Origin of the sequence: Citrobacter braakii (genome assembly GCF_009648935.1) — a bacterium.
Taxonomy (GTDB): domain Bacteria; phylum Pseudomonadota; class Gammaproteobacteria; order Enterobacterales; family Enterobacteriaceae; genus Citrobacter; species Citrobacter braakii.
The window spans coordinates 4,299,193-4,325,520 of record NZ_CP045771.1; the positions used below are offsets into that span (position 1 = coordinate 4,299,193).

The following is a 26,328-nucleotide window of genomic DNA, read 5'->3' on the forward strand; positions in this document are numbered from 1 at the left end:
CGCCATCAGGTATATCAGTGCCACCAGTGCGCGATTTGCCAACCTAATCGCGCCGCAACGCGCGCCGCTCTGCCATCATCGTCAAAGCGTGGATTAAATTCAACCATATCCACCGCCTGCAGTTTACCGCTACGACACAGGGGTTCAATCAGATTCAGCAGCGTCGCCAACGGTACGCCCAGTGCAGCGGGTGCCGACACGCCGGGCATTTCCCATACCGGCAGCACGTCGAGATCGATAGTCAGATAGATAACATCCAGGTTGGCGACAAACTGCGCTAACTGCGCCTGCGCCGTTGCACAGTACAGATCCTCCACCACGGTCACACCGAGCCGTTGCGCCTCATCCCATAGCGCCTGGGTGTTTGCCGCCCGGCTGACGCCGATACAGGCATAGTGAAATTCACGCTGCTGTTCATCGCAAAGCTGCGCCAGTTGGCGAAACGGTGTACCGGAAGTAGCCTGATCGGCATGGCGCAAATCGAGGTGGGCATCGAAGTTGACGATCCCCACTTTCGCCTGCGGGAACGCATCCAACACGCCTGCGCCGTGCGCAAATGCGGTTTCGTGTCCTCCCCCCAGAACAAAGGTACGCATATTCTCCTGCTGACAGCGCTGCACCGCATTGCGTAGCGCCTGCTGTGCGCCCTCAAGATCGGGGGCCTGGGCCACAATATTTCCCAGATCCACCAGCCGATGATGCCCATCGTGGCTGGCTATATTCGCCAGCGCCTTGCGCAGCACATCGGGCGCTCCGGCGGCTCCCGTCCGGCCCTGATTACGTTTCACGCCTTCGTCGCAGGCAAACCCAAGCAGCGCTATCTGCTCGCGATACATTTCTGGGCTAAATGTTGGGCTCAGCGTGATAGTCTGAAACAGGCGCAGCGCATTCGGCGATTCGGCGCGGTCATCACGTCCCTGCCACAGCGCAGGTGAAACAGGTTGCCAGTGAGTCATACTATTTGTCCTTTGAATACGCGTTGGTAGAGCGGGTTACGCCCCGGTTCATACAGGATTTCGACCGGGAGAGTGGCATCCCACACCACAAAATCGGCCACAAACCCGGCCTTCAATTGACCATGAGTGGCATGACGTCCCAGCGCCCGGGCCGCATGACGGGTGACGCCCGCCCATGCTTCTTCCGGCGTTAAGCCAAACTGAACGCAGGCCATATTCATCGCCCAGTGCAGGCTGATAAACGGGCTGGTACCTGGGTTAAAATCTGTCGCCACCGCCATCGGTACCTGATATTGACGCAGCAACGCCACCGGCGGACGCTGTTGCTCTTTAAGGAAATAGAATGCGCCGGGCAGCAGTACGCCGACCGTACCGCTTTGGCTCATCGCCGCTACTCCCGCTTCATCGAGATATTCAATATGATCGGCGGATAACCCGTGGTAGCGGCTTACCAGCTGTGCGCCACCCAGCAATGACAGCTGTTCAACATGGCCTTTAATCGGGATGCCCAACGCCTGCGCGGCCTGAAACACCCGCTCGCTCTGCGCCAACGAAAAACCCACGCTTTCACAAAACAGATCGACGGTCTCGAACAGCCCTTGTTCCCACAGCTGCGGCAAAATGGTCTCGCACACCAGCGTAATATAGCCGTCAGGATCATCCCGGTATTCTGCTGGAGTCGCATGGGCAGCCAACAGCGTGGGGCTTATTTCAATGATATTCTCCGCCGCCAGCGCCGCTGCCACGCGCAATATTTTCTCTTCTGTCTGCAAATCCAGGCCGTAACCGGATTTTATTTCCAGCAACGTAACGCCTTCTTTGATTAGCTGTTCCATACGCTGATGCGCTAGATGTAAGAGTTGCTCATCACTGGCGCTGCGGGTTGCTGATACGGTGGCATTGATCCCCCCGCCCTGGGCGCTTATCTGCTGGTAGGAGACACCGTTTAGCCGCTGCTCCCATTCGCCTGCGCGGTTTCCACCAAAGACCAGATGCGTATGACAGTCAATCAGGCCAGGTGTAATTAGCCTGCCCTGCATATCAAAGGTATTGTCATGTGTGAGATAGAGCGATGACTCCGGAACGATATCGCGAATCTTCCCCTGGCGGACGATCAGCGCATGACCCTCTACCAGCCCATACGAGGTGTTACGTTCGGGATCCATGGTCGCCAGACGAACATTGCGCCAGATAACATCATCAGGGAAGAATTGCTGCATTCGACTCACCACTTGTCATAGGTTGTATAGACATTTATTTTTGATTATACGGATGTTGTCAACCTGAAGGACCGTAATTGTTATGTATTTGTGATATAAGGACTCTCCGCGCCGGGCATTACGGCGATAAAAACAACTTTTTACCTTTTAACCTTCCCGTTTCGCTCAACTTAGTATAAAAAAGCAGGCTTCAATGGATAACTTTCAAAGCCCGGAGCAACCTGTGAACATATCATCAGTTTCCCGTCTGGCGCTGGCAATGGCTTTTGGCGTGACGCTGACCGCCTGTAGCTCTACGCCGCCCGATCAAATTCCTTCCGATCAGACCGCGCCAGGTACCTCTTCGCGCCCGATCTTGTCGGCCAATGAAGCGAAAAACTTCGTTGCTGCGCACTATTTTTCCGCGCTGACGCCAAACACCGCGCCGTGGAGCCCTTCTGCTATTTCTCTGCCTGCACAGCCTGACTTCGTGGTTGGCCCGGCTGGGACTCAGGGCGTCACCCATACCAGCATTCAGGCTGCGGTTGATGCGGCAATCATCAAACGTACTAACAAACGTCAGTACATCGCGATTATGCCGGGCGAGTATCAGGGCACGGTATATATCCCGGCAGCAACGGGAAGTCTGACGCTGTACGGCATGGGCGAAAAACCGCTGGATGTGAAAATTGGCCAGGCTATTGATGGTGACATGAGCACCGCAGACTGGCGTCGTACGGTGAACCCGGGCGGTAAATACATGCCGGGTAAACCGGCGTGGTATATGTTTGATAATTGCCAGAACAAGCGCGGCACAAATATTGGCGTGATGTGTTCTGCCGTCGTCTGGTCGCAAAATAATGGTCTGCAATTGCAGAACCTGACCATCGAAAACAATCTGGGTGACAGCGTTGATGCGGGTAATCACCCGGCCGTTGCGCTACGTACCGATGGCGATAAAGTGCAGATCAATAAGGTCAACATCCTCGGTCGCCAGAATACGTTTTTCGTGACTAACAGCGGCGTACAAAACCGTCTGGAAAACGATCGTCAACCGCGTACTTTGGTAACCAACAGCTACATTGAAGGCGATGTGGATATTGTTTCCGGTCGCGGCGCCGTGGTGTTCGATAACACCGATTTCCGCGTTGTGAACTCCCGTACTCAGCAGGAAGCCTATGTGTTTGCACCAGCGACGCTGTCAAACATCTACTACGGCTTCCTCGCCACAAATAGCCGCTTCACGGCGAGTGGTGATGGCGTGGCACAGTTGGGCCGCTCGCTGGATGTCGATTCAAACACTAACGGTCAGGTCGTTATCCGCGACAGCGTGATCAACGAAGGCTTTAACATGGCAAAACCATGGGCTGACAGCGTTATCTCGAAGCGTCCTTTTGCCGGTAATACCGGTGCAGAAGATGACAAAGGTGAAATCCAGCGCAACCTGAACGACACCAACTTCAACCGCATGTGGGAATACAACAACCGCGGTATCGGTAGCAAAGTGGTTGCCGAACCGAAGCAGTAATCACAGCCATCAAACCGCTGGCGGGAACACTCCCGCCAGCCCCCTTCACCGCTTTCAACGTCTTTTCTTCACACAGGTAATATTTTCACCAACGCAGGTTTAAATTGATCGCGTGAATCAATCTATTTATAGCCATAATAATTCGAGTTGTATGAAGGCAAGCCCAGGCGCTTACCTAAGTAAGTTACAGTAACGTTTAACTGGACAAATATTGTTTTGCCGCTAAACTCACTTTTTAACCTAAAATAGATAAAAAGCCAAGCCATATTAATTTTAATATATGAGCATTGTCAATATATATCACTCTCCGGAAAAGGAAGATTACCGTAACTTTTTCTAAAAATAAATCAAAAAACCCGTTACGATATTTCCAATATATAATATATATATTGTGAAATTTTATTCAAAAATAACTCATCAGACCAGTCACCTTTATTCCTAATTATCCCACCACAGCTTTTAGCTTCTGGTGATTTACGAAAAATGCCGCATATAATCTTTTGGCACAGTGAGTGCAGGGTTAATTTTTTACAGCAACTAATATCTAAGGATTTATGGATATGAAAAGCATGATTCATTCATGGAAAAGGAAATCAGCGCAGTATCGTGAGCTGAAAAAGCAGAAAGGCGTAACGCTGCTTGAAATTATCATTGTACTGGGCATTATCGGTATTATCGCCGCAGGGGTGGTTATTCTGGCACAGCGTGCGTTTACATCTCAGGATATTTCAGACCTGACCGATAATACGAACTCTGTCCGTGTTGCGATGACAGAGGCGTATAAAGACTCTGCTGAATATCCGACTCGCCAGGATTCAAGTGCAGAAACAAAAGCTGGGATCGAGACATCAGATGGATTATCCGCAATCGTTGGTCTGGTCAAGATGGGTAAAATCGGTCCTAGTGAAGCGTTCAATGGATTCTCTAACGATGCTTTTGAAATTGGACCTGCAAAACTTTCCGCTACTGCCACGAAGAATAAAGCTTTCTTTATGGTAATCAACGGACTGGAGATGGAAGATTGCCGTAACATTGTGTCACAGGTTGGTTCTCAATGGGATTATGTGGCGACCACTACAGCGGCTGCAGGTGCATTGTCTGGTGAAGGTGCTGCAGCAATTGATATCAGTGTTGAAGCGGCCCCTGCTAGTGGTATTTTGAAAACAACGACTGAAGATGAGTTAACGCCTGCCAATATCGTCTTAGATGGTGTCTGTGACGCTGATACAACTGGTCCAACTAACGCTATCATTTTAGGTAGCCGTTAATAAATACTGGCAATATTTTTTTAATTTGTTGTACTTATTCTGCCCTCTTTATTAGAGGGCAGTCCTTCTAAATGGACTTTATAAATGATAAGTAAGCACAGCACGAATGCTCACGGCCGTCAGGCAGGCGTCACCCTTCTTGAAATGATTGTTGTGCTTGCCATTATCGGCATGTGCCTGATGACTTATGCCAATTATAAACGAAAAGAAGCCCAGCAAAGTCACCAACTGATTGTCGCTGATATGATCGCCCGAGATATTTCCGGCGTGATGCGATTTGTGGCACAAGACAAACTGGCTACCACAAATAGCGCACAACAAGCCAACCCACTGTACGGAAAAAATACTCACGTCAATATCGCGAATTATGATAACCGCGTCACTAACAGGACATTACAGGATTCACCCGACAGGGATGATAATAATTTTTATTCCGGCTGGTCTGCTGCTGTGTCAACGCAAACCGATGTATCGCCCACCCGGGGTTCTCGCTATCTGTTTCTGGGTAGCGAATGTAGAAATGGCAATAATGAGAAAGGGAAACTGCCCTTCAAGCTTACGGAGTCTATGCTGCCGTGTGAACTGCGCCCTGGCGCCGAATCGCTGGAGTTAGTGCTGGAACGCGTGGACTTCGTCAACAACAGTCGCACCAGCGGGTTGGGCATTGAACGTGTCGACTTCTATCTCGTCTACCAGACAGATGCCGAGAACGAAGGTCTCCATTTTGCCGGATTTATTAAGCCGCTGGAAAAAGCGCTGAAAAGCGTCGATCTCGGTTATCTGCAGGCGGTGGTGTTTGAAGTCAACAATAGCGGTAATTTTAACCTGGTAACAACGGCCGCAGACCAACCGCTGCAGATGGGGGACGTTCCCAATAATCTGGACAGGCTCGATGCAAATAAACGTTACGGCATTCGCTTAAGCTTAGACAAAAACAGTGAAGATATTACTGCCGATGGTTCTGTTCCGGCTGCCAAGCTGTGCTGGAACGATGCCAAAGGCGAAGCCGGACCGTGTATTACGGCGATTGATGAAGACCGCCTACTGATTACCAGCAGCGATGCAACGGACAAAGATAAAAACGAACCGGCGATGTGCTGGAGCAGAGAGCAAAACAAGAGCACGCTGTGCCTGGCGGCAATGAACAGCAACGGCGTCAACCCGGATGGCAGGCTTAATCCAGACGGCACGCCGTATAATCCGGACGATCGCATTCTGCATCTGCGTACCAGCGCGGATAAAACAGACGGTAGCGAAGTGGATCCTGCTTCGCCGAGCTCGCTCAAAGGCACCACCGGCACGCTGTACGCCAATATCGTGATGGAAAATACCTCGCGCAAGCATCCGGAAAAATGGTATGTGGCTTACAATGGAACTGATGCTGACAGGCTTAAAAACGGTATCCAGGATGATGATGATACCAGTAGCTTACCTAATCAATTTGCAGATGCTTTCCATGGTCAGTATGAGCTGGTGACGCCCACCACCACCTTTTATCAGTCATTCAAAAACGATTACCCGCAGGGCAAAGGTCCGACAGGAGCTGATCCTGTTTATACAGCCGCAAATGATAGTACAAATTACAACAAGCTCTTAAGTGAGCCGGGCGTGATTCGTTTACCGTTGCAAACGTGTCCTAAAGTAACCGGTATCGATAAAGACCGTAAAACCAAGCTGCGTAGCCTCTATCCCCGCCTGTCGGTCGCCATATCATCTGTCGCGGCAGATGAGGATGATGGGGCAAACAAAACCGGTGGCTATTTCGACTATACCCAGCAGGGGGCAACCCGGACGAATAGCTACAAGAGTCAGAACGATCCGAAACCTGTGGGCGCGGTAGCCGCTGTGGCGATCCAGGCCAACATCGTGGTGAACAAAGATATTGTCTCTGCCAACGTCCCGGATAAAGTGAACGTAAACGGAATCTTTGAAGACTGGATCGCGGAGAAATGGTTTAAAGGCACAGGTAATAATCTGGACGAGCCCTTCTGGTTAATCAGCGCCGCGTCGGCAACAATTACCCCAGGTGGCAAAAAAGATGTGAATAAAATAAACCCACAGTCTCTCTCGGTGGTAATTAACCAGTGGTGCAGCACAATCCCGCAGGGGGGAATGATTTCATCCGAAGGTTACGCCTGGACTGAGGCGGAGCCGAATAAGTATGTGCTCCATTCTCTTGTTGCGGAAGATAACGATCTTAAATTTTATAAAGAAAACGGTGATGAACTTAAGATTCCGGACCATGAAAGAAACACCTATTAATCATTGGAAGAGTAAGATGAAAAAAACATGGATAATTGGGGCTGCCGTGTCCGCATTATTAGGCAGCCAGGGAAGTTTTGCCGCCAGCGCGCCAGCCGGGCAAAAAATTGACGCAGGGATGTTAACCACCACGCCAGTGAAAGAAAGTACAACCACGCCGCGAAATCCCTTTTCCGGAGATGATACGGTGAAAAGCGTCGCGCCTGTCAGTGCGCCAGTGGTGGAAATAAAAATTGATTTACTAGAAGAGGAGTTATTAAGCCAGCAACTCTCAAAATGGGCGCAGCAAAATGGCTATAAGTTGCTCTGGAACAGCTCAACTGATTTTGTTATTTACAAGGCAATTCATTTGCAGGGTAAATCAACACAGGATGTGCTGGTTAAGCTTGGACAAGTATTTACGTCAGAAAACTACGGGCTGGTGATAAAAGACTACCAGGCGAATAACGTACTGATCATTGATGAGCAGTAATTAAGCAAGGGAATAATGCTATGAAAATTAAAGTTTCGCTTCTGGCGTTGACGCTGGCTCTTCAGGGTTGTACGTCTATTGATACCAAGTACGATAAAAGTATTGTCCCGCAGGAAACCGGCAACCCGACCACTGCGGATGAAATGAAAACGACCGGTTATATGAAATATAACGAGCCTTATCTGGGCAAAAAGGTTGAATATAACTCCCGTAAACAGGCGCTGCTGCGTAAGCAAGTGAGTATTCAGTCTTACGAGCCTACCGATCTGGCGACAATTCTTGAGGCGGTGACCGCGCAAACCGGTATTAGCTACCGTATTAATACTTCCGTTCCCGGTGGAAAATCGGATGCGGGGGAACCGGAGTTCCGTAGCGTTAAATTCAACGGAACGTTTGAGGAATTTACCCGCTATATTTCCGCGCTGTATGACGTGAATCCGCTGCTGGATAACAACGGCGTACTGGTCGTCTCTTATTTCCAGAACTATGTGCTAAAGCTCGATTTTTACGGCGAAGACAACAAGTTTGAGACCAGTCTCGATCTGTCCGGTAATGAAGCCACTTCCGGCGGCGGTCTGAAAGGCAAAGCCGAAACCAAGTTTGAATCCAGCTTCTGGGACGACGTTGAGGATATGGCGGATAAATTCGTCTCCAGCGGCGTTTACAGTATTTTCAAAGACGCCTCGATTCTGACGATCACCGCGCGTCCTTCGGAATATCACGCGCTGAATGAGTCACTGAAGAAATTTCAGGCGGATAACACCCGTCAGTTTGTCGTGACTTACAAAATATTCACCCTTGATAAGCGCAAAACGAAAGAGCTGGGCGGTGGGGTCAATATGACCTTCAACGATGGGACCTCCTCTTTTGGTATCGACAGCTCAGAAATGCTGATGAAGCTCTCCGGCGGCTTAACCGCAGGCTGGACCAATCAGCATATGAATATCAGCTCTCAGTTGGATGCCCTGTACGAACTCACCGGCAGTAAGGTGATCCAGAGCGGTTCGTTTATTACCCGTAATAACATCCCTATTCCGCTCAACATGACCACGTCGCAATATTATGTCTCCAGCCGAACCAGGGAACAAGATTCCAATACAGGAGACGTCAGTACGGAGGTGGAAACCACGGAACTGGTCACCGGCACCAGCTTTATTCTTACCCCGCGTATCTTAACCGACGGGCGAATTGAAGTGGCCAGCGGCTTTACCAAGCGCTACCTCAACTCAATCGATACCTTTGATGAAGTTCAGTTGCCGTCGGTAAGCACGACGGAAATGTTTAACATTTCCACAATTACGCCGGGTAGCCTGTTGCTGGTCAGCAAATACGAAGCGAAAGAGGATTCTGACGGTCAGGGATGGTCGGTGCTGGCAGGCTCAGTTACCAACAACGAACATGTCGAAACCGTGGTGATGGTAGTCGGTATTGATAATTACCGTGCCCCAACGCAGACCCGATGAGGGCATCATGCTTAAGCACTTATCAGAAAATCGGGTATTAATTGATCTGGTCTGGAGCTACGAGCCCACCTCTCACGAACCTTATTATCTTGACTGGCTGGCACATATACGGCGAACCCATCGCCAGTTAACGATCTTGTCGGATGAAGGGGAAATGGTTACGGGTTTCTGTACTAAACACTCCACCTTATATGAGCCTTTCGCTCTGTGGATGAAAGCCCTGTACGGTAACGGTATTTATTACTATGAGCAGGCGGAAAGCTACTATTTCCTGATTATCTCGCACGGTGCTCCCGTTTCGGGCAGCGATCGTCTGGTCTCCAGACGCTTCTGGATGAAGCTGAAAGAGCAACTGAAAGAATCGCCACAGTATGCGGATCTACCGTTAATTCAGTTAACGGAACAGCACTTTGAGGCGGTGATTGAAGGCTGTACTGAACATCAGCGGCGGCAGAAAAAACGGCGACAGATGATGATCGGCGCTCTGTTAGCAGGCGGCATCGTATTTTTACTGGTGTTTATGACACTGCTGAAATTATTTATAAAAGGATGAGAACGTGGCGGTCTCTGAAAATATCTATTTCTGGAAACGTCGTAATATTATAGGGGGCGGTTCTACCGGGCGAGGAGGTAATATTATCGTCTGGGTCGTTACGCTACTGATTTTATTAGCTGGCGGCGGCGGGGCGGGCTATTACTATTTTATCTGGAAACCGGAGCAGGAACGATTGGCCAGAGTCCAGGCTGAACAGGCTGCCCGCCAGCAAAAAATCAAAGCTATCGAAGATTTTTATCGCAACTCGCTCACGGGCGGCAGCATTTCTGATGCCAGCCTGCTGCTGGAGCAGCTCTTGCTAGCGAATAAAAAACTGTCGCAGGTGGGCTTTGCGCCAAAAAGTATTGAATGTACCAGTACGGGCTGTTCACTCAGCTATGCGCTAAATCCAGGACGGATATTTAGCGTGGCCGATATTAATCTCTGGGGCAAAACCTGGTCGCCCAGTTTTTCAAAAAACACGCTGGACTATACGGGCATTGAGTCCGGGATGAATAAACACCCATGGCTCATCGCGTGGCAGAGTAAAAACACGGTCAATCTGCCGGTCTGTACCGATGTATTAAGTTATATCAGCACCTGGAACTCATTAGGCGGACGAAATACCGAACTGGTATTAACGGGGATGCCCTCCTCTGCCGTCGGGCAAAATGAAAGCGCGCTGAAAAGTGCGGTAACGTCATTCGGCATGCTGTTCGCCGGTTGGACGATCACCTCACCGACCAAAATGGATTTCTCAGGCGTGTCGTTGGTGTTGAATAAACAACCCTTTGCCGACGCGTTTATTATCAAATCAATCGTATTCAATGAAAACTCAACGCTCGTTACCGGAGGACTGGCATGCAAAAAGGGAAATTAATCATTGCGGGAATAGTGTTGACGCTTTCACCTGCTCTTTACGCCGCAGATACGGCAGAAATCATCCCCGCGCAGCAGGTTGTGCAAGCGGAAGGCACGCCGCCGTTAAGCGACGTATCGCCGATGCAGGATCACGTTGTTGAGATGATAGAAAAAGATTTCAACTTCGAGAGCCAGTACCGCGAGCTGGCGAATCAGCTTGCGCTGGAAAAAGTCCGCAGCGAGCTGCGTAAGCTGCGCGGTGAGAAAAAGGCGGATAGCGCAGCGGTTATGCCGATGAGCACCGCCAGCACAATGGATGATATTAGCGCTTCCCCAGGAGCAACGTCAGAATCTGCGCCAGGGCTGCGGCCGCTGCTGATTTCCGAAATCGCGGGTCAAAAACGCGTGGCGATTGCCGGCGCCGACGGCGGCGTGAAGATGGTGCCGCTGAATCAGCGTTTTAGCTACGGCGGTTATGACTATATTGCGCGTCATAACAAAGCAAATGACGTGACGGTCGAGGTTGTGGGTAAGTGATCGATTATATCCAGTTTAACGAGGAGAACATTCATTCTCAGGAGTGGCAATTCCAGGAGTATGACGGCGATATTCTGGTTGCTGAGCATGCGGATGAAGCCTGGTTACTGGTATCCACGCCTTTGATTGATAATCTGGCGCCAATGCAGGCGGTGTGCCACCGCCTGCAGGTTTCCCATAATATTCAGGTTAAGGGAATAGCGCAGGTTACTGAGAAAAATTATTACCTGATCGTTGAACAACTGCTGTCAGCGGGAAGTAAGCTGCTTGAGCAGGAAAGCAGTAACACACAGCTTGCGCTGGAAGAGATGCTGAAAAAGGCCGTGGGGTTAAAGGCCAGCGACCTGCATATCACCCGTAATGATATGGTGGCGAATATTGAGCTGCGCATTAACGGCGTGCTTTGTCCGTTTATACAGATGAAGGCGTCACGCTGCGATGAGCTGGTGTTCGTGCTCTACAACGTTGAGGCAAGCACCCGCGACACCACCTGGAACCGCAATATTGCGCAAAACGCCAATATCCTCTATTCGCTGGCGGGGAAAAGCTACCGCTTCCGCTATGCGCACTATCCGATATTTGGCGAGACCAGCGATTGCTATCACGCGGTATTGCGTATTATTCCATCGGGTCTGGACAGAGCCAGCGTCGCGAGCCTGGATAAGCTTGGCGTTTCCGATGAGGAAATTAGCGACCTCAAAAGGATCCTGAGTAACCCCTACGGCGCATATATTATTGCCGGAACAACCGGTTCGGGAAAATCCACCACCCTGAAAAATCTGATGGAGTGGATGCAGATCAACCGCTACGACAATCGCGGCTGTTTTCTGACCGTAGAAGATCCGGTCGAATATCAGATCTATGGCGCAACGCAAAGTTCGGTATTAAGCGGCGAATCAGGAGGATTCCATTCGGCGATCAAATCCTCGCTGCGTCGCGACCCGGACGTACTGATGGTGGGGGAAATTCGCGACAATATCTCTTCTAACGCGCTGGCCGGGGCGGTGGAAAGTGGTCACTACTGCTTTACCACCGTGCACGCAGGCAACATCGTTTCGTTATTGCAACGCTTATCCGCGCTCGGTATTACCAGCGATAAGCTTTCAACGCCGGGCTTTATTGCGGGCTTACAGTGCCAGAAGCTAATACCGGTACTGTGCCCGCAGTGTAAAACGTCGTTACGGACCGCCGCCATTAAGGGACGCGAGTTCCAGCTTTATGAAAAAAACGCTGAAGGCTGTCCGGCCTGCAAACACACGGGTATTGGCGGACGCCAGTTGGTGATGGAGTATTTGCTGCCAGTGTATGACGAGCTGGAGGCCATTGCTGAACAGAAGTGGCTTAAAGTTTATACCGTCTGGCGCGCGAAGCGATTAAAACAGACCGGCCTGAGCGAAGGATTCGAAATTAAAGAAAAAACGATGGCGGCGGTACTTCAGGGACGCGTGTGCGCGACCTGGTTTCAAATGGAATTTGGGCAAGTCGTTCAGGAAGAGCTGGAGGTAATAGTTGAAAAAATTCGGTAAGAAACAGCGTATTTATCTTTATCAGTTTTGCGCAGACATGATTAACGCTGAACTTCCGCTATATGACGCGTTGCAAAAATTACGCGCGGAAGGGGAAAAACTGCTCGGCAAAGGATTTGCTAAACGTCTGGAAGAGCTAACTGCGAAAATGGCGAAAACCACCTCCATTGCGATGGTTTTCGAGGGGCTGGTCCCTGAATCTGAACTGAGCGTGATTAACGCGGCGGAGCGCAGCGGCAGCCTGGCCGACGGCTTTATCACCCTGGTAAACGTGATTAATTATAACGACGAGCTGCGCAAGAAAATCGTCGGCGCCATCACCTTCCCGCTCATTATGCTGGTCCTGTCGCTGGTGGTGATAGGCGGTTATGCTTATAAAGTGTTCCCGGCTTTTGAAGGCGTTGTACCGGTTGAAAAATGGCCTGGCGTCACCAGCGCGCTCTATATTTTTGGGATGGCGCTGTGTAAAGGGCTGTGGATATATATCCTCATTGGTTTTATTGCGCTGGTTACCGTGATCAAAATAGCAATGGGCAAAATGACCGGGAATATTCGTAATCAGTTTTTTGATCGAATTATGCCGTTCTCAACGTATAAGCAGTTGACTGCCTCTATTTTTCTCAACAACCTGGCGCTGATGTTAAAAAACGGCATTCCGCTCAATGATGCACTCAGCATTATTAACCTGAACTCCAGCCGCTGGCTGCGCTGGCACCTGGCCGGGATGCAGAAGAAAATGGCGGCGGGCGTCAGCTATGGGGAGGCGCTCAACTCGGGTTTACTGAACACGGAAACGCTGCTCAATATCAGTCTTTACGCCGCGCTACCTTCGTTTAATGAGGTGCTGCTGGCGGTATCGAATAAATCACGTGAACACATTCGGGAATATATCACTAAACTTTCCGGGTTATTAAAAGCGCTCTCCACGCTGATATTAGGCGGTTGCGTAATATGGGTTTTTGCCGCGTTGTTTTCGCTCAGCGACAAGCTGGCGGCGATGGGCGCCAGCGGTTCTTTTTAGGAAAATTAAATCATGGATCTATTAATGCCATGGATGGTGGCTATTTTTATCCCACTTGGATTGCTGTTTGGCAGCTTAGCCAACGTGATTATTTATCGTCTGCCGCTGATGCTTGGCGTAATAGATGAGGATGATTCAGAAGGGGCGGCGGTTAATTTGTGGTGGCCGCCGTCGCACTGCCCTGCCTGTAAATCGGATATTAAGCCTTGGGATAATATTCCGGTTCTCAGTTGGCTGTTACTGAAGGGCAAATGCCGCCAGTGCGGCATTGCGATCCCGGTTATTTATCCGATTTCTGAACTGGCGATGGGGTTGGTATGGGGGGCGCTGGCCTGGTTTTACCTGCCGCAATGGTCTCCTCAGCTCGCGCTGGCGTATGCGCTGTTGTTTATGGTGCTCTACAGCGCGGCGATTATCGATTTTAAACATCTGATTCTGCCAGACGCGCTGGTCTTCACCGTGCTCTGGGGCGGGCTACTGCTTGCCGCATCGGGCTACTCCATGGTGCGGGTGAAGGACGCAGTTTACGGCGTCGCCGCCGCCTGGCTGCTGCTGTGGGCCGTGATGAAGCTGTGGGAGACGTTGTGCAAACGCGACGGTCTGGGCTACGGCGACGTCAAGCTCTACGCCGCCTGCGGGGCATGGCTTGGCTGGCAGCGCCTGCCGGAATTACTCTGCTTTTCGGCGCTGGCCGGGCTGCTGTTTTACGTCTGCGTGCGGTTCTTTTATACGCAAGAGGATGACAAACATCGCTTTTATATTCCGTTCGGTCCGGCTATCGCGCTGGTCGCGTTTTTACTGCTGCTCTGACGGGGGTCGATCGTGTCGTGTCTGATATGGAGCGTATGGCTAACAATAGCGCCGCTGGCGACGACCACCTGCGAGCAGGCCTGGCAGCAGGCTTTCGTTCCGTCATTACAGGTGGCGCAAGTGTGGTCAGAAGAGAACCTGCAGATATCGTCCAGCGCTGCGGCGGTGGTTGATGATAACGCGCCGGTACGCTTTATCTGGCCCGTGGCGAAGCGCCAGATCAGCTCAGGATTTGGACAACGCCTGCACCCTGTGCTGGGGCGCATGATGCAGCATAAAGGGATGGATATTCCTGTGCCATTCGGCAGCAGCGTGCATGCAATCGCCGACGGCGAAGTAGTGGAGAGCGGCTACGATCGCGGCGCCGGGTACTTTATCACTCTCCGTCATGCGGACGGCTGGCTGAGCCGCTATTTTCATCTCGCCTCTGCGCGGGTGCGTAAGGGCGAAAAGCTGACGGCGGGCGAAGAGATCGCCGCATCCGGCAGCAGCGGTTTTAGCACAGGTCCGCACCTGCATCTGGAAATAGCCTGGCGAGGCGTGGCGCTCGACCCACAGCCCTTGCTGAACAACACCCCGCTGCTGGCGCGCGCCGGGCGTACGTCCACGGAAGAAAAATCCGACGCTCAGCCTCGGGTGGTGCTGGTTTCTCAGGGACCGGGCGGAACACGGATTACCGTCCGGTTTAACAACAAAACGCGCACCGTGGCACCAGGTAGTATGGTGTTTGGCAACTATCAGGTCGTGCTGTTGCGCAGTGGTAAATATCAGATTATTTCCGCTGTATAACAAGGAGCTACACAATGGAAAAAAAGAAAAGGATCGCTTTATCGGCGGGGTTGCTGGCGGCAGCGCTGCTTTTTAACCCTGGTGTGTTGGCAAGTGACGACACTCAGGAGCCAGAGAACAGCAAAGGGCATTTTGGCTTTCTGCCTCCGCAGCCACCGCTGAAACTGCCGGGATCACATTATTTTCTCGTTAAGGTTTCGAGTGATTTTAACAGTCTGGGTATGCCATCGCCTGGACGCTATCAGACCACAGGCGTGAATGTTTACTGGAAAACCAAGGGAATCGATCAGGAGCGGGGGCGTCCGCGATTTTCTTTTATTGGACCAAATCTGCCAAATTGTCCATTTTCGTCCAGTGCGCCCTGTAGCGTTACTTTGGCTAATGCTGATGGCGATAATGAGGACACCGTTGATGGTAAAAAACTGTATCAAATAGGATCAACGGAGCATCTGGAAGGGTTAGTCTGGGTTTATTCTAACACCGGTGCGACTAATGGAAACGATTGGTTTGGTTCCCCCTCACAGAACGAGGACTTTCATTGCTACGACCCAGCGCTATATCGTACTGATTATAGCAGGAGAACGCGATTTTTTCGGGGGTTTTATTGGGGATTTAAAGATTGCGGAAATAACATAGAAAACAAAGCAGACATCGTGTTCGATTCTAATGGTCAGTTTGTTCGCACGACTGAGCCTGATAATGATGTCCAGCTTTCTGCTATGTTCAATACGCAAGATCCAGAACTCTGCGAAGATGCGGGTTCCTTATACTGTGGTGGTTATCAACGCCCCGGTACTGCGGGAGGTAAACCCAGCGGCTATATCTATATCCCCAGTAATAATCTGGAGTATATGATTATTGAGGTAATGGGGTTTGAAGCTAGACTGGGTAATCCAGGTGCTCAGTATACTTTCCCCATTATAGCGATGAAATATACCAGCGTGAGTCCAGAAAACTATGAGATGGAATTTCTCTCAACGCATGACTCGGACAATTCGAATCCGCCCCCCATCCTGAAATCGTTTTATCAGAAAGGTTTTACCTCTTTCAGAAACATGAATCCAGAGGCATCCAACCTCCACTTGAATGAACCGGAACGTAACGACAGCGACGGATACGGTCGCATTTTGGATTTCAGAAATATTGACTATCTGGAGGTGGACATTAAATCTGTCGCCCATATGGAGATACATGGTGCCCCCCCCATGGCAAGGGATAATTACACGGGTTCGGGTAGGGGCGGAGTCGGGGTTAGTCTTCGCAAATATGACTGGAAATGTTCAGAAGGCCCTGAAGTAGTCCCTGACGGAGCAGAGCTTAATGGGGCAACAGAAGAGGAATACCTTAAGGCTAATTGTGCCTACAAGATGCGCTATTAATTGCTGACCGGCGGCGTCTGCGCCGTATGAGTTAATTTTTTCCCCGCGAGGTTCACACGGATGTGAACCTCGCTTTTTATCTTTGAACAGGCTTTTCCTGTTCTGACTGGTGGCGTTAGTACGCGTTCACCACGACCCACATCGGGCCCTGCCCCACAGCATAACGCCCCTTCTCTGCCAGCAGCCCCTGCTCGCCAGCAATCTCATACACCGCGATATGGTGCGATTTTTGCCCGGCTGCAATCAGGTATTTACCGCTGTGATCGATATTAAAACCGCGCGGCTGAACTTCAGTAGGCTGGAAACCCTCTTTGGTCAGCACGCTGCCATCTTCAGACACGCTAAAGATCGTAATCAGGCTGGCGGTGCGGTCACAGGCGTACAGATGACGACCATCCGGTGTAATGTGAATATCCGCTGCCCAACGGGTATCAGTGAAATCAGCAGGCATCATATCCAGCGTCTGCACACATTCAATCTTGCCGTACGGATCTTTCAGCGCCCAGACGTCAACGGAGCTGTTCAGCTCATTCACACAGTAGGCAAATTGCTTATTCGGATGGAACGTCATATGACGCGGGCCCGCGCCTTCAACGGTGGTCACTTCCGCCGGTTCCTGCGCCACCAGATGTCCATCATCGCTTACCTCAAAGAGACAGATACGATCCTGTTTCAACGCCGGAACCCACAGGATACGGTTATCCGGTGAGATGTTGGCCGAGTGGCAGCCGTCCAGACCTTCAACCACGTCAACCTGTTCCACCGGCAGGCCATCTTCCAGACGCGTGACGCTCACGCTCCCGGCGTTATAAGAGCCGACAAACACGAAACGTCCCTGATGATCGGTAGAAATATGCGTCGGGCTACCCGGCAGCGCAGACTCCGCCGCGAAGGTCAGCGCACCGTCATCAGGCGCAATGCGGTAAGCCAACACGCGAAACTCCGGGCGCACGCCAACATAGAGGTAGCGCTTATCCGGGCTGACGACCATCGGCTGTACCTGACCCGGCACATCAACCACCTGCGTCAGCGTCAAAGAACCATCATGATTCAGGCTCCAGACGTGGATTTGCTGACTTTCAGGGCTGGCGGTATAAACGGTTTGCTTCATGAATACTCCTTTGCTTTTTGGCAGGTGGCTGCAATTGCCTGACACACGCCTAAGGTAGACGCTTTTAACGGTGAATGCTTAATTAAGGCGCAGAATTTTGTCCGGCTCCCGTCTCGGTGTACCATTCCAGCAGACAAAATTCTCAACCTTAATCTGGAAATAACTATGACCGCACGCGTGATTGCCCTGGATTTAGACGGTACCCTGTTGACCCCGAAAAAAACCTTGCTGCCATCCTCTCTTGAAGCGCTCGCGCGCGCCAGAGAAGCAGGATACCAACTTATCATTGTCACAGGTCGCCATCACGTTGCTATTCATCCTTTTTATCAGGCACTGGCGCTGGATACACCTGCAATTTGCTGCAACGGCACCTACTTGTATGATTATCAGGCAAAAACGGTACTGGAATCCGATCCCCTTCCGGTAAACCAGGCATTACAGCTGATCGAAATGCTGGATGAACATCAGATCCACGGGCTGATGTATGTGGATGAGGCCATGCTGTATGAGCGCCCAACCGGGCATGTGGTGCGTACCGCTAACTGGGCACAAACCCTGCCGCCGGAACAGCGCCCGACCTTCACCCAGGTACCTTCGCTAGCGCAGGCCGCACATGACGTTAACGCCGTCTGGAAATTTGCCCTCACCGACGAAGATATTCCGAAACTGCAGCAGTTTGGTAAGCATGTTGAACAGCAGTTGGGGCTGGAGTGTGAATGGTCCTGGCACGATCAGGTCGACATAGCCCGTAAAGGCAACAGCAAAGGACGACGCCTTACCCAGTGGATTGAAGCACAGGGCGGGTCAATGGAAAACGTCATTGCCTTTGGTGACAACTTTAACGATATCAGCATGCTGGAAGCCGCAGGTACCGGCGTGGCGATGGGTAATGCGGACGACGCGGTCAAAGCCCGCGCCAACATCGTAATTGGTGACAACACCACCGACAGCATCGCGAAATTTATCTACTCCCACCTGCTGTAATCACGCGGTAATCGATACGCTCTTAATTTGCGCGTACAGCCACAGGCCAGGTTTGATACCCAGTTCATCCCTGGCCCACGGGCTGATCCTCGCCCACAGCGTTTTACCGCCCACTTCAAGCTGAACCTCCACCTGACCATTATCGTCATAGCACTGCGCGACTTTCGCCCGCAGCACGTTACGAATACTGGTCTGCTGCGGCGGTTGAAGCACCAGCGAAACATCAGATGCCTGAATACGAATACGCAGCGCAGTTTGCAGCGGTTGATCCAGCTTATTGACCCATAGATGCTGATCGCCAAGCGCCAGTGCAGTCATTGCGTAATGTGGATGATGTTCCAGCACGCTGACTTTCAGAATGCTGCTTTGCTGTTCCTTTGGTAGCCACGGGTGCATCACGCTGCTGCCCCAGACATCTTCCAGCGAACCGAACGCTTTGACCTGCCCGTTTTCCAGCACCATCACTTTGTCTGCCAGGTGCAAGATTTCATCGAGCGAGTGGCTGACGTACAGCATCGGAATATTAATTTCACGCGCCAGGCGTTGCAGGTAAGGCAACAGTTCGCGCTTACGCGGGATATCCAGTGAGGCTAACGGCTCATCAAGCAACAACAGTTCCGGCGCGGTAAGCAGCGCCCGACCGATGGCTACGCGCTGTTTTTCACCGCCAGAAAGACCGCCAGGCAGACGGTCAAGCAGCGATTCAATGCCCAACAGGGCCACCAGCTTATCAAACTGTCCGGCCATACTTTTCGCCATACCGTAACGCAGGTTGCCGCGCACTTTATAATGCGGAAACAGGCGCGCATCCTGGAAAACATAGCCCACCCGGCGTTTTTCGGGCGTTAAACAGATACCGTTCTCGACGTCGTTCAAAACCCGTCCGTTAAGCACGATGCGCCCGGACTGCGGCTGCGTCAGGCCGCTAATGGCGTTAATCAGCGAGGTTTTACCCGCGCCGGAAACGCCAAAAATAGCGGTGATCCCACTGGCTGGCAGCGTTTCGTTAAGCGTCAGGCAATGCGTCCCCAGCGTCTGGGAGAAATTAAGTTCCAGCATGATTACCGCCCCGTCCGTTCACGGCTAATACGCGCCAGCCATTCAGAAATCAGCAGTGAAATCAGCGCTAACACAATAGAAATGATACATAACCTTGCCGCCGCGCTTTCGCCGCCGGGGGTCTGGATCAGGGTATACATCGCCGACGGGATAGTGCGGGTTTCGCCAGGAATATTGGAGACAAAGGTAATCGTTGCGCCAAATTCCCCGAGGGAACGCGCGAACGCCAGCACCGTACCGACAATAATGCCAGGTAGCATCAGCGGTAAAGTAATCGTGACAAATACGCGCCAGCGTCCAGCGCCCAGCGTGCGGGCCGCCTGCTCCAGCTTGACATCGACACCTTCCAGCGCCAGACGAATAGCCCGAACCATAAGCGGGAAAGACATCACCGCCGCAGCCAGTACCGCACCGCGCCAGCTAAAGGCAAAGGTAATGCCAAACCAGTCGTACAGCCATTCGCCAATGAATCCGCGGCGTCCCATGGCGACCAACAGCAGATAGCCCACCACGACCGGCGGCAGTACCAGCGGCAAATGCAGAACGCTGTCGAGCAGCGCTTTGCCCGGGAACTTGCATCGCACAAGCAGCCAGGCAAAGAAGATCCCAAACGGCAGACTAAACAACACAGCCAGGGAAGAAACTTTCAGGCTCAGTATGACGGCCTGCCATTCAGGATCGGTCAGTATCATTACTTGGTCGTAAATCCATAACGTTTAAAGATTTCAGCAGCCTGCGGTCCTTTCAGGTAATCATAGAACGCGCTGACCGTTGCGTTTTTGTGCCCATCAACAATTGCGATAGGGTATTCCACTTTTTTGTGTGAATCTTCCGGGAAAGTCGCAACAACTTTTACGCCCTTGCTGGCGACAGCATCGGAACCATAGACGATCCCCAGCGGCGCTTCGTTACGCTCTACCAGCGCCAGCGCACCGCGCACATCTTCGGCAGGTGCCAGTTTCGGGGCCAGGGTATCCCATGCCCCCAATTTTTGCAGCGCTTCTTTAGCATAAATGCCCGCCGGAACATGTTCCGGATCGCCAACGGCCAGACGCCCACCATTTAACAAACGAGTCCAGTTGGTTTTGCTGTCGATGGTGAAGTCTTTCTGCGCACTGTCTTTCGGTGCGACAACCACCAGGCTGTTACCCAACAGCGTTTCACGCGTGGCGGTATCAACCGACTTTTTGTCTACCGCGTAATCCATCCATTTCTGATCGGCAGAGATAAACAGATCGGCCGGAGCGCCTGCTTCAATCTGGCGCGCCAGCGTGGAAGAAGACGCAAAAGAGGAGACAACATCAACGTTCTTCTCTTTTTTGTATTGCGTCGCAATATCCTGCATCGCGTTAGTCAGTGAAGCCGCTGCGAAAACAGTAATTTTTCCTTCATCCGCCAGCGCATGCCCGGCAACAGTAAGAGAAAGTGTTGCCCCGGCAAACAAGCGTAACCATGTACGTGCCATCTGTAACTCCCTTGCGTTTCGTTATGTAGTCGCAAATATAACGAGTAAACCAGGATTTTCCCAGTGGTTATTGATACCAATTTGAGGTTACACGAAGAAAATATCGGCAGGGAAAGCAGGATCTTGAGAAACGGTAGACAGAGAAAACGGGTTGGAAGGCGTAAAAAATATAAACGCCCGACTGAGCGGGCGTTTGGGGAATCAATGATTCTGTCTGGACTGGTCTTTTTGACCGATACCGGAGAAAATGTTGAACACTTCACCCAGTCCGTAAATCAGACCCAGAATGATGGCCATTACCACAGGTACCATGATTACGGCGAATACCAGACTTTTCAATAACTCTAACATGGTCAACTCCAGATGTAGTCCTTAGCTGTATTCTAACCACATAACGCAGAAAAGCACTCCCCTTTTGTGCGGTCGGCTTTGCTCAGGCACGGTTTTCCGTCACAATACCCTTTTTTGCCAGGAGCTTGTGATGCAGGCCGAAATCCTTCTTACGCTGAAACTTCAGCAAAAACTGTTTGCCGATCCCCGTCGCATTTCTCTGCTTAAGCATATTGCGCTTTCCGGCTCCATCAGTCAGGGCGCGAAGGATGCAGGTATTAGCTACAAAAGCGCCTGGGATGCGATTAACGAAATGAACCAACTCAGCGAGCAAACGCTGGTTGAGCGCGCCACAGGCGGCAAAGGCGGCGGCGGCGCGGTATTAACGCGCTACGGCCAACGCTTAATTCAGTTGTATGATTTGCTGGCGCAGATCCAACAAAAAGCCTTTGATGTTTTGAGCGATGACGATGCGCTACCGCTCAATAGCCTGCTGGCGGCTATCTCTCGATTTTCACTGCAAACCAGCGCCCGTAACCAATGGTTTGGCACAATCACCGCCCGCGACCACGATCAGGTCCAGCAGCATGTCGACGTCCTGCTGGCCGATGGCGAAACGCGCCTGAAAGTGGCGATCACTGCGCAAAGTGGCGAGCGTCTGGGTCTTGAGGAAGGCAAAGAAGTACTGATTCTGCTGAAAGCGCCGTGGGTGGGAATCACTCAGGACGACGCCATCGCTCAGGCCGCCGATAACCAGTTGCAGGGCACGATTAGCCATATTGAACGCGGTGCGGAACAGTGTGAAGTGCTGATGACGTTACCAGACGGCCAGACGCTGTGCGCCACCGTTCCGGCCCAGGACGCCGCAACGCTGCAAGAAGGCGCTAACGTCACCGCCTGGTTTAATGCTGACAGAGTGATTATCGCCACGCTGTGCTGAGTAGATTGACATCAGCCTGAAGAACACGTATCCCTGTTATTAATCGCTGCAAATAATGGGATACAAAATGTCATCGTTGCAAATTTCGCAAGGCACGTTTCGTCTTAGCGACACAAAAACGCTCCAGTTAGATGCGTTGACGTTAAACGCGGGTGATAGCTGGGCGTTTGTTGGCGCTAACGGGAGCGGGAAATCCGCGCTGGCCCGCGCACTGGCGGGAGAGCTGCAGCTTCTGAAAGGCGAGCGCCACTGTCAGTTCACGCGTATTACCCGACTCTCCTTTGAGCAGCTACAAAAGCTAGTCAGCGACGAGTGGCAGCGAAACAACACCGATCTTCTTAGTCCCGGTGAAGACGATACCGGGCGCACCACCGCCGAAATCATCCAGGATGAGGTCAACGATCCCGCCCGCTGCGCTGCGTTGGCGCAGCAGTTTGGCATCTCTTCCCTGCTCAACAGGCGTTTCAAATACCTTTCCACCGGTGAAACACGCAAAACCCTGCTCTGTCAGGCGTTAATGTCCGCGCCGGATTTACTGATCCTTGATGAGCCCTTTGACGGGCTGGACGTGGCGTCACGCCGTCAGTTAGCAGAACTGCTCGCGGAGTTGCATCAGGCCGGCTTTACGCTGGTGCTGGTACTTAACCGCTTTGATGAAATTCCCGAGTTCGTGCAGTTTGCTGGCGTACTTGCCGATTGCACACTGACAGAAACCGGCGCAAAAACCGACCTTCTGCAACAGGCATTAATCGCTCAGCTTGCCCATAGCGAGCGGCTGGAAGGAATTCAGTTACCTGAACCGGACGAGCCTTCGGTGCGCCGTACGTTGTCAGATAACGAGCCGCGAATTGTGCTTAACGATGGCACGGTCTCGTATAACGATCGCCCTATCCTTCACCATTTGAGCTGGCAGGTAAATCCGGGGGAACACTGGCAAATCGTCGGCCCCAACGGAGCGGGAAAATCAACTCTGCTCAGTTTAATCACCGGCGATCACCCCCAGGGCTACAGCAACGACCTGACCCTGTTTGGCCGTCGCCGTGGCAGCGGTGAAACTATCTGGGATATCAAAAAACACATCGGCTACGTCAGCAGCAGTCTGCATCTGGATTACCGGGTGAGTACCACAGTTCGCAACGTTATTCTCTCTGGTTATTTTGATTCAATCGGCATCTATCAGGCCGTTTCCGACAGGCAGCACAAGCTGGTGCAACAGTGGCTGGATATCCTTGGCTTCGATAAACGTACCGCGGATGCGCCATTTCATAGTTTTTCCTGGGGACAGCAGCGGCTGGCACTGATTGTTCGGGCGCTGGTTAAACACCCGACGTTGTTGATCCTTGACGAGCCTTTGCAAGGGTTAGATCCGCTCAATCGCCAACTGATTCGCCGTTTTGTGGATGTGCTAATCGGTGAAGGTGAAACTCAACTGCTGTTCGTCTCTCACCACGCCGAAGATGCCCCAGCCTGCATTACCCATCGACTGGAGTTTGTGCCCGAGAACGACATCTACGCCTATCGACTAACGTCTCTGCGTTAGTTTTCATTGCAGGGCGTTTATCACGCCCTTTTTTTCTGCTTTTTTTCAGACAAACGCTGAAATAGCAACCTAACATAATGATTTAAAATAAAATAACCATTAAAAATGCGTGAAACTTATGGAGTGTAAACGATTCCACTAATTTATTCCATGTCACACTTTTCTCATCTTTGTTATGCTATGGTTATTGCATACCATAGGCTTAACGGAGCGAATTATGAGAGTATTGGTTACAGGTGGTAGCGGTTACATTGGAAGCCACACTTGCGTGCAGTTGTTGAAAAACGGTCACGAGGTGGTGATCCTGGACAATCTCTGCAACAGCAAACGCAGCGTTTTGCCCGTCATTGAGCGTTTAGGTGGCAAGCAGCCGACCTTCGTGGAAGGGGATATCCGTAACGAAGCGCTGATAACCGAAATTCTGCACGATCATGCCATTGACACGGTCATCCATTTTGCGGGTTTAAAAGCCGTTGGAGAATCCGTTGCCAAGCCGTTGGAGTACTATGACAACAACGTCAATGGCACCCTGCGTCTGGTGAATGCAATGCGCGCCGCCAACGTGAAAAACTTCATTTTTAGTTCCTCCGCGACCGTCTATGGCGATCAGCCGCAAATTCCTTACGTTGAAAGCTTCCCCACCGGCACGCCGCAAAGTCCGTACGGCAAAAGCAAGCTGATGGTAGAACAAATCCTGACCGACCTGCAAAAAGCACACCCCGACTGGAGTATCGCCTTACTGCGCTACTTTAACCCGGTTGGTGCTCATCCGTCGGGCGATATGGGGGAAGATCCGCAAGGTATTCCCAACAACCTGATGCCTTACATCGCACAAGTTGCCGTGGGCCGCCGCGAGTCCCTTGCCATATTTGGCAACGACTACCCAACTGAAGATGGCACCGGCGTTCGCGACTACATCCACGTGATGGATCTCGCCGACGGCCACGTCGTCGCGATGGAAAAACTGGCGGGCAAACAGGGTGTGCATATTTACAACCTCGGAGCAGGCATCGGCAGCAGCGTACTGGACGTGGTCAACGCCTTCAGCAAAGCCTGCGGTAAACCCATTAATTACCATTTCGCCCCGCGCCGTGATGGCGATCTTCCAGCTTACTGGGCAGATGCCAGCAAAGCCGATCGCGAGCTTAACTGGCGCGTGACCCGCACACTGGATGAAATGGCACAAGACACCTGGCACTGGCAGTCACGCCACCCGCAAGGATATTCGGATTAAGGACCAATCATGACGCAATTCAATCCTGTCGATCATCCACATCGCCGTTTTAACCCGCTCACCGGGCAGTGGATCCTCGTATCACCGCATCGCGCCAAACGCCCGTGGCAAGGGGCGCAGGAAACCCCGTCTAAGCAGGTACTGCCTGCACATGACCCGGACTGTTTCCTGTGTGCTGGCAATACGCGCGTTACCGGTGATGTAAATCCGGATTACACCGGGACCTATGTTTTTACCAATGATTTTGCGGCGCTGATGTCCGATACCCCGGACGCGCCGGACAGTCACGATCCGTTGATGCGTTGCCAGAGCGCGCGCGGTACCAGCCGCGTAATTTGCTTCTCGCCCGATCACAGCAAAACGCTGCCAGAACTCAGCGTCCCTGCGCTGACAGAAATCGTAAAAACGTGGCAGGAGCAGACCGAAGACTTAGGGAAAACCTATCCCTGGGTGCAGGTATTTGAGAATAAAGGCGCGGCGATGGGGTGCTCGAACCCGCACCCGCACGGTCAAATTTGGGCCAACAGCTTTTTGCCTAACGAAGCTGAACGTGAAAATCGCCTACAGAAAGCATACTTCGCCGAACAGGGCGCGCCGATGCTCGTTGATTACGTCCAGCGTGAACTGGCAGACGGCAGCCGTACGGTCGTTGAAACTGAGCACTGGCTGGCGGTTGTCCCTTACTGGGCCGCGTGGCCGTTCGAAACGCTGCTGCTGCCGAAAGCGCATGTGCTGCGTATTACCGATTTGACCAACGAGCAGCGTGCTGACCTGGCGCTGGCGTTGAAAAAACTGACCAGTCGTTACGACAACCTGTTCCAGTGCTCATTCCCCTACTCCATGGGCTGGCACGGCGCGCCGTTTAACGGTGAAGAAAACGAACACTGGCAGTTGCACGCGCACTTTTACCCGCCGCTGCTGCGTTCCGCGACCGTGCGTAAATTTATGGTCGGTTATGAAATGCTGGCAGAAACCCAGCGAGACCTGACCGCAGAACAAGCGGCTGAGCGACTGCGTGCGGTCAGCGACATCCATTTTCGCGAATCCGGAGTGTAAATA

Annotated in this window: 25 protein-coding genes; 18 read left to right on the forward strand and 7 right to left on the reverse strand. The window is 51.9% G+C overall.

Annotation, left to right across the window (positions count from 1 at the left end; all coding sequences use genetic code 11):
* Positions 1-14: 14 nt before the first annotated feature.
* Positions 15-956: a formimidoylglutamase gene (hutG, locus tag GFC06_RS20320; protein WP_047501303.1), complete on the reverse strand. Its 942-nt coding sequence runs from the start codon at positions 954-956 to the stop codon at positions 15-17.
* Positions 953-2,176 (reverse strand): imidazolonepropionase, encoded by a 1,224-nt coding sequence (gene hutI / locus GFC06_RS20325; RefSeq protein WP_153690588.1) that lies wholly within the window; start codon positions 2,174-2,176, stop codon positions 953-955. The genes hutG and hutI overlap by 4 nt, the downstream gene beginning before the upstream one ends.
* Before the next feature lie 223 nt (positions 2,177-2,399).
* Here hutI and GFC06_RS20330 point away from each other — a divergent pair, with 223 nt between their 5' ends.
* The 13 genes from GFC06_RS20330 (at position 2,400) to GFC06_RS20390 (ending at position 16,606) form a co-directional block, all read left to right on the forward strand.
* Positions 2,400-3,683 (forward strand): putative acyl-CoA thioester hydrolase, encoded by a 1,284-nt coding sequence (locus GFC06_RS20330; protein WP_047502440.1) that lies wholly within the window; start codon positions 2,400-2,402, stop codon positions 3,681-3,683.
* Between the two features lie 560 nt (positions 3,684-4,243).
* On the forward strand, positions 4,244-4,951 hold the full coding sequence (locus tag GFC06_RS20335; protein ID WP_049282673.1) for a type IV pilus major pilin: 708 nt from the start codon (positions 4,244-4,246) through the stop codon (positions 4,949-4,951).
* A gap of 84 nt (positions 4,952-5,035) precedes the next feature.
* Positions 5,036-7,213, forward strand: a complete 2,178-nt coding sequence (locus tag GFC06_RS20340; RefSeq protein WP_153690589.1) for a type II secretion system protein — start codon at positions 5,036-5,038, stop codon at positions 7,211-7,213.
* Positions 7,194-7,685 carry a TcpQ domain-containing protein gene (locus GFC06_RS20345; protein WP_227021103.1) on the forward strand — a complete coding sequence of 164 codons (492 nt, stop codon included), beginning with the start codon at positions 7,194-7,196 and terminating at the stop codon, positions 7,683-7,685. Before GFC06_RS20340 ends, GFC06_RS20345 begins: the two co-directional genes overlap by 20 nt.
* A gap of 20 nt (positions 7,686-7,705) precedes the next feature.
* Positions 7,706-9,148 (forward strand): type II and III secretion system protein, encoded by a 1,443-nt coding sequence (locus GFC06_RS20350; protein ID WP_047497825.1) that lies wholly within the window; start codon positions 7,706-7,708, stop codon positions 9,146-9,148.
* Between the two features lie 7 nt (positions 9,149-9,155).
* Entirely contained in the window at positions 9,156-9,701 is a 546-nt protein-coding gene (locus GFC06_RS20355; protein ID WP_153690590.1) for a hypothetical protein, read from the forward strand.
* Between the two features lie 4 nt (positions 9,702-9,705).
* Complete coding sequence (locus tag GFC06_RS20360) at positions 9,706-10,563, forward strand: hypothetical protein (protein ID WP_153690591.1); 858 nt, start codon at positions 9,706-9,708, stop codon at positions 10,561-10,563.
* Positions 10,545-11,081: a hypothetical protein gene (locus GFC06_RS20365; RefSeq protein ID WP_103766051.1), complete on the forward strand. Its 537-nt coding sequence runs from the start codon at positions 10,545-10,547 to the stop codon at positions 11,079-11,081. The genes GFC06_RS20360 and GFC06_RS20365 overlap by 19 nt, the downstream gene beginning before the upstream one ends.
* Entirely contained in the window at positions 11,078-12,607 is a 1,530-nt protein-coding gene (locus GFC06_RS20370; protein ID WP_370915971.1) for an ATPase, T2SS/T4P/T4SS family, read from the forward strand. Before GFC06_RS20365 ends, GFC06_RS20370 begins: the two co-directional genes overlap by 4 nt.
* Positions 12,591-13,628: a type II secretion system F family protein gene (locus GFC06_RS20375; protein WP_049282667.1), complete on the forward strand. Its 1,038-nt coding sequence runs from the start codon at positions 12,591-12,593 to the stop codon at positions 13,626-13,628. Before GFC06_RS20370 ends, GFC06_RS20375 begins: the two co-directional genes overlap by 17 nt.
* 12 nt (positions 13,629-13,640) lie before the next feature.
* Positions 13,641-14,438, forward strand: coding sequence for a prepilin peptidase (locus tag GFC06_RS20380; protein WP_153690592.1), 798 nt, complete (start codon positions 13,641-13,643; stop codon positions 14,436-14,438).
* Positions 14,439-14,450: 12 nt separating this feature from the next.
* Positions 14,451-15,227, forward strand: coding sequence for a M23 family metallopeptidase (locus GFC06_RS20385; protein ID WP_228522535.1), 777 nt, complete (start codon positions 14,451-14,453; stop codon positions 15,225-15,227).
* 14 nt (positions 15,228-15,241) lie between these two features.
* On the forward strand, positions 15,242-16,606 hold the full coding sequence (locus tag GFC06_RS20390) for a hypothetical protein (protein ID WP_103766049.1): 1,365 nt from the start codon (positions 15,242-15,244) through the stop codon (positions 16,604-16,606).
* A gap of 115 nt (positions 16,607-16,721) precedes the next feature.
* Here the strand turns inward: GFC06_RS20390 and pgl are convergent, their stop codons facing one another.
* Positions 16,722-17,717 carry a 6-phosphogluconolactonase gene (pgl, locus tag GFC06_RS20395; protein WP_016156024.1) on the reverse strand — a complete coding sequence of 332 codons (996 nt, stop codon included), beginning with the start codon at positions 17,715-17,717 and terminating at the stop codon, positions 16,722-16,724.
* A 165-nt stretch (positions 17,718-17,882) separates the two neighbouring features.
* Here pgl and GFC06_RS20400 point away from each other — a divergent pair, with 165 nt between their 5' ends.
* Positions 17,883-18,701, forward strand: coding sequence for a pyridoxal phosphatase (locus tag GFC06_RS20400; RefSeq protein WP_016152329.1), 819 nt, complete (start codon positions 17,883-17,885; stop codon positions 18,699-18,701).
* Here GFC06_RS20400 and modC read toward each other — a convergent pair whose 3' ends face one another.
* The 4 genes from modC to GFC06_RS20420 all read right to left on the reverse strand — a co-directional run bounded on the left by modC (position 18,702) and on the right by GFC06_RS20420 (position 21,576).
* Complete coding sequence (gene modC / locus GFC06_RS20405) at positions 18,702-19,760, reverse strand: molybdenum ABC transporter ATP-binding protein ModC (protein ID WP_016152328.1); 1,059 nt, start codon at positions 19,758-19,760, stop codon at positions 18,702-18,704. It lies immediately after the preceding gene.
* Positions 19,761-19,762: 2 nt separating this feature from the next.
* The gene (gene modB / locus GFC06_RS20410; RefSeq protein WP_016152327.1) at positions 19,763-20,452 is read right to left on the reverse strand and encodes a molybdate ABC transporter permease subunit; all 690 of its coding nucleotides are present in this window, start codon (positions 20,450-20,452) and stop codon (positions 19,763-19,765) included.
* Entirely contained in the window at positions 20,452-21,225 is a 774-nt protein-coding gene (gene modA, locus GFC06_RS20415) for a molybdate ABC transporter substrate-binding protein (protein ID WP_153690593.1), read from the reverse strand. Before modA ends, modB begins: the two co-directional genes overlap by 1 nt.
* 201 nt (positions 21,226-21,426) lie before the next feature.
* Positions 21,427-21,576, reverse strand: a complete 150-nt coding sequence (locus GFC06_RS20420) for an AcrZ family multidrug efflux pump-associated protein (protein WP_003023026.1) — start codon at positions 21,574-21,576, stop codon at positions 21,427-21,429.
* A gap of 130 nt (positions 21,577-21,706) precedes the next feature.
* Between GFC06_RS20420 and modE the strand changes: the two genes are divergently transcribed.
* The 4 genes from modE to galT all read left to right on the forward strand — a co-directional run bounded on the left by modE (position 21,707) and on the right by galT (position 26,325).
* The gene (gene modE / locus GFC06_RS20425) at positions 21,707-22,495 is read left to right on the forward strand and encodes a molybdenum-dependent transcriptional regulator (protein WP_016152325.1); all 789 of its coding nucleotides are present in this window, start codon (positions 21,707-21,709) and stop codon (positions 22,493-22,495) included.
* A 67-nt stretch (positions 22,496-22,562) separates the two neighbouring features.
* A complete protein-coding gene (gene modF, locus GFC06_RS20430; protein ID WP_153690594.1) occupies positions 22,563-24,035 on the forward strand; it encodes a molybdate ABC transporter ATP-binding protein ModF in 1,473 nt (490 codons plus the stop codon).
* 217 nt (positions 24,036-24,252) lie between these two features.
* Entirely contained in the window at positions 24,253-25,269 is a 1,017-nt protein-coding gene (galE, locus tag GFC06_RS20435) for a UDP-glucose 4-epimerase GalE (protein ID WP_016152323.1), read from the forward strand.
* 9 nt (positions 25,270-25,278) lie between these two features.
* Positions 25,279-26,325 carry a galactose-1-phosphate uridylyltransferase gene (gene galT / locus GFC06_RS20440; protein ID WP_016156021.1) on the forward strand — a complete coding sequence of 349 codons (1,047 nt, stop codon included), beginning with the start codon at positions 25,279-25,281 and terminating at the stop codon, positions 26,323-26,325.
* Positions 26,326-26,328 lie beyond the last annotated feature (3 nt).

Excerpts from the sequence above, each read along its gene's own strand:
- GFC06_RS20335 (WP_049282673.1), top strand. The coding sequence starts at position 4,244 with ATGAAAAGCATGATTCATTCATGGAAAAGGAAATCAGCGCAGTATCGT.
- GFC06_RS20380 (WP_153690592.1), top strand. The coding sequence starts at position 13,641 with ATGGATCTATTAATGCCATGGATGGTGGCTATTTTTATCCCACTTGGA.
- GFC06_RS20390 (WP_103766049.1), top strand. The coding sequence starts at position 15,242 with ATGGAAAAAAAGAAAAGGATCGCTTTATCGGCGGGGTTGCTGGCGGCA.
- modA (WP_153690593.1), bottom strand. The coding sequence starts at position 21,225 with ATGGCACGTACATGGTTACGCTTGTTTGCCGGGGCAACACTTTCTCTT.
- hutI (WP_153690588.1), bottom strand. The coding sequence starts at position 2,176 with ATGCAGCAATTCTTCCCTGATGATGTTATCTGGCGCAATGTTCGTCTG.
- GFC06_RS20420 (WP_003023026.1), bottom strand. The coding sequence starts at position 21,576 with ATGTTAGAGTTATTGAAAAGTCTGGTATTCGCCGTAATCATGGTACCT.
- GFC06_RS20345 (WP_227021103.1), top strand. The coding sequence starts at position 7,194 with ATGAAAGAAACACCTATTAATCATTGGAAGAGTAAGATGAAAAAAACA.
- modF (WP_153690594.1), top strand. The coding sequence starts at position 22,563 with ATGTCATCGTTGCAAATTTCGCAAGGCACGTTTCGTCTTAGCGACACA.
- modE (WP_016152325.1), top strand. The coding sequence starts at position 21,707 with ATGCAGGCCGAAATCCTTCTTACGCTGAAACTTCAGCAAAAACTGTTT.
- pgl (WP_016156024.1), bottom strand. The coding sequence starts at position 17,717 with ATGAAGCAAACCGTTTATACCGCCAGCCCTGAAAGTCAGCAAATCCAC.
- GFC06_RS20350 (WP_047497825.1), top strand. The coding sequence starts at position 7,706 with ATGAAAATTAAAGTTTCGCTTCTGGCGTTGACGCTGGCTCTTCAGGGT.
- GFC06_RS20355 (WP_153690590.1), top strand. The coding sequence starts at position 9,156 with ATGCTTAAGCACTTATCAGAAAATCGGGTATTAATTGATCTGGTCTGG.
- GFC06_RS20400 (WP_016152329.1), top strand. The coding sequence starts at position 17,883 with ATGACCGCACGCGTGATTGCCCTGGATTTAGACGGTACCCTGTTGACC.
- galT (WP_016156021.1), top strand. The coding sequence starts at position 25,279 with ATGACGCAATTCAATCCTGTCGATCATCCACATCGCCGTTTTAACCCG.
- GFC06_RS20340 (WP_153690589.1), top strand. The coding sequence starts at position 5,036 with ATGATAAGTAAGCACAGCACGAATGCTCACGGCCGTCAGGCAGGCGTC.
- GFC06_RS20365 (WP_103766051.1), top strand. The coding sequence starts at position 10,545 with ATGCAAAAAGGGAAATTAATCATTGCGGGAATAGTGTTGACGCTTTCA.
- hutG (WP_047501303.1), bottom strand. The coding sequence starts at position 956 with ATGACTCACTGGCAACCTGTTTCACCTGCGCTGTGGCAGGGACGTGAT.
- galE (WP_016152323.1), top strand. The coding sequence starts at position 24,253 with ATGAGAGTATTGGTTACAGGTGGTAGCGGTTACATTGGAAGCCACACT.
- modC (WP_016152328.1), bottom strand. The coding sequence starts at position 19,760 with ATGCTGGAACTTAATTTCTCCCAGACGCTGGGGACGCATTGCCTGACG.
- modB (WP_016152327.1), bottom strand. The coding sequence starts at position 20,452 with ATGATACTGACCGATCCTGAATGGCAGGCCGTCATACTGAGCCTGAAA.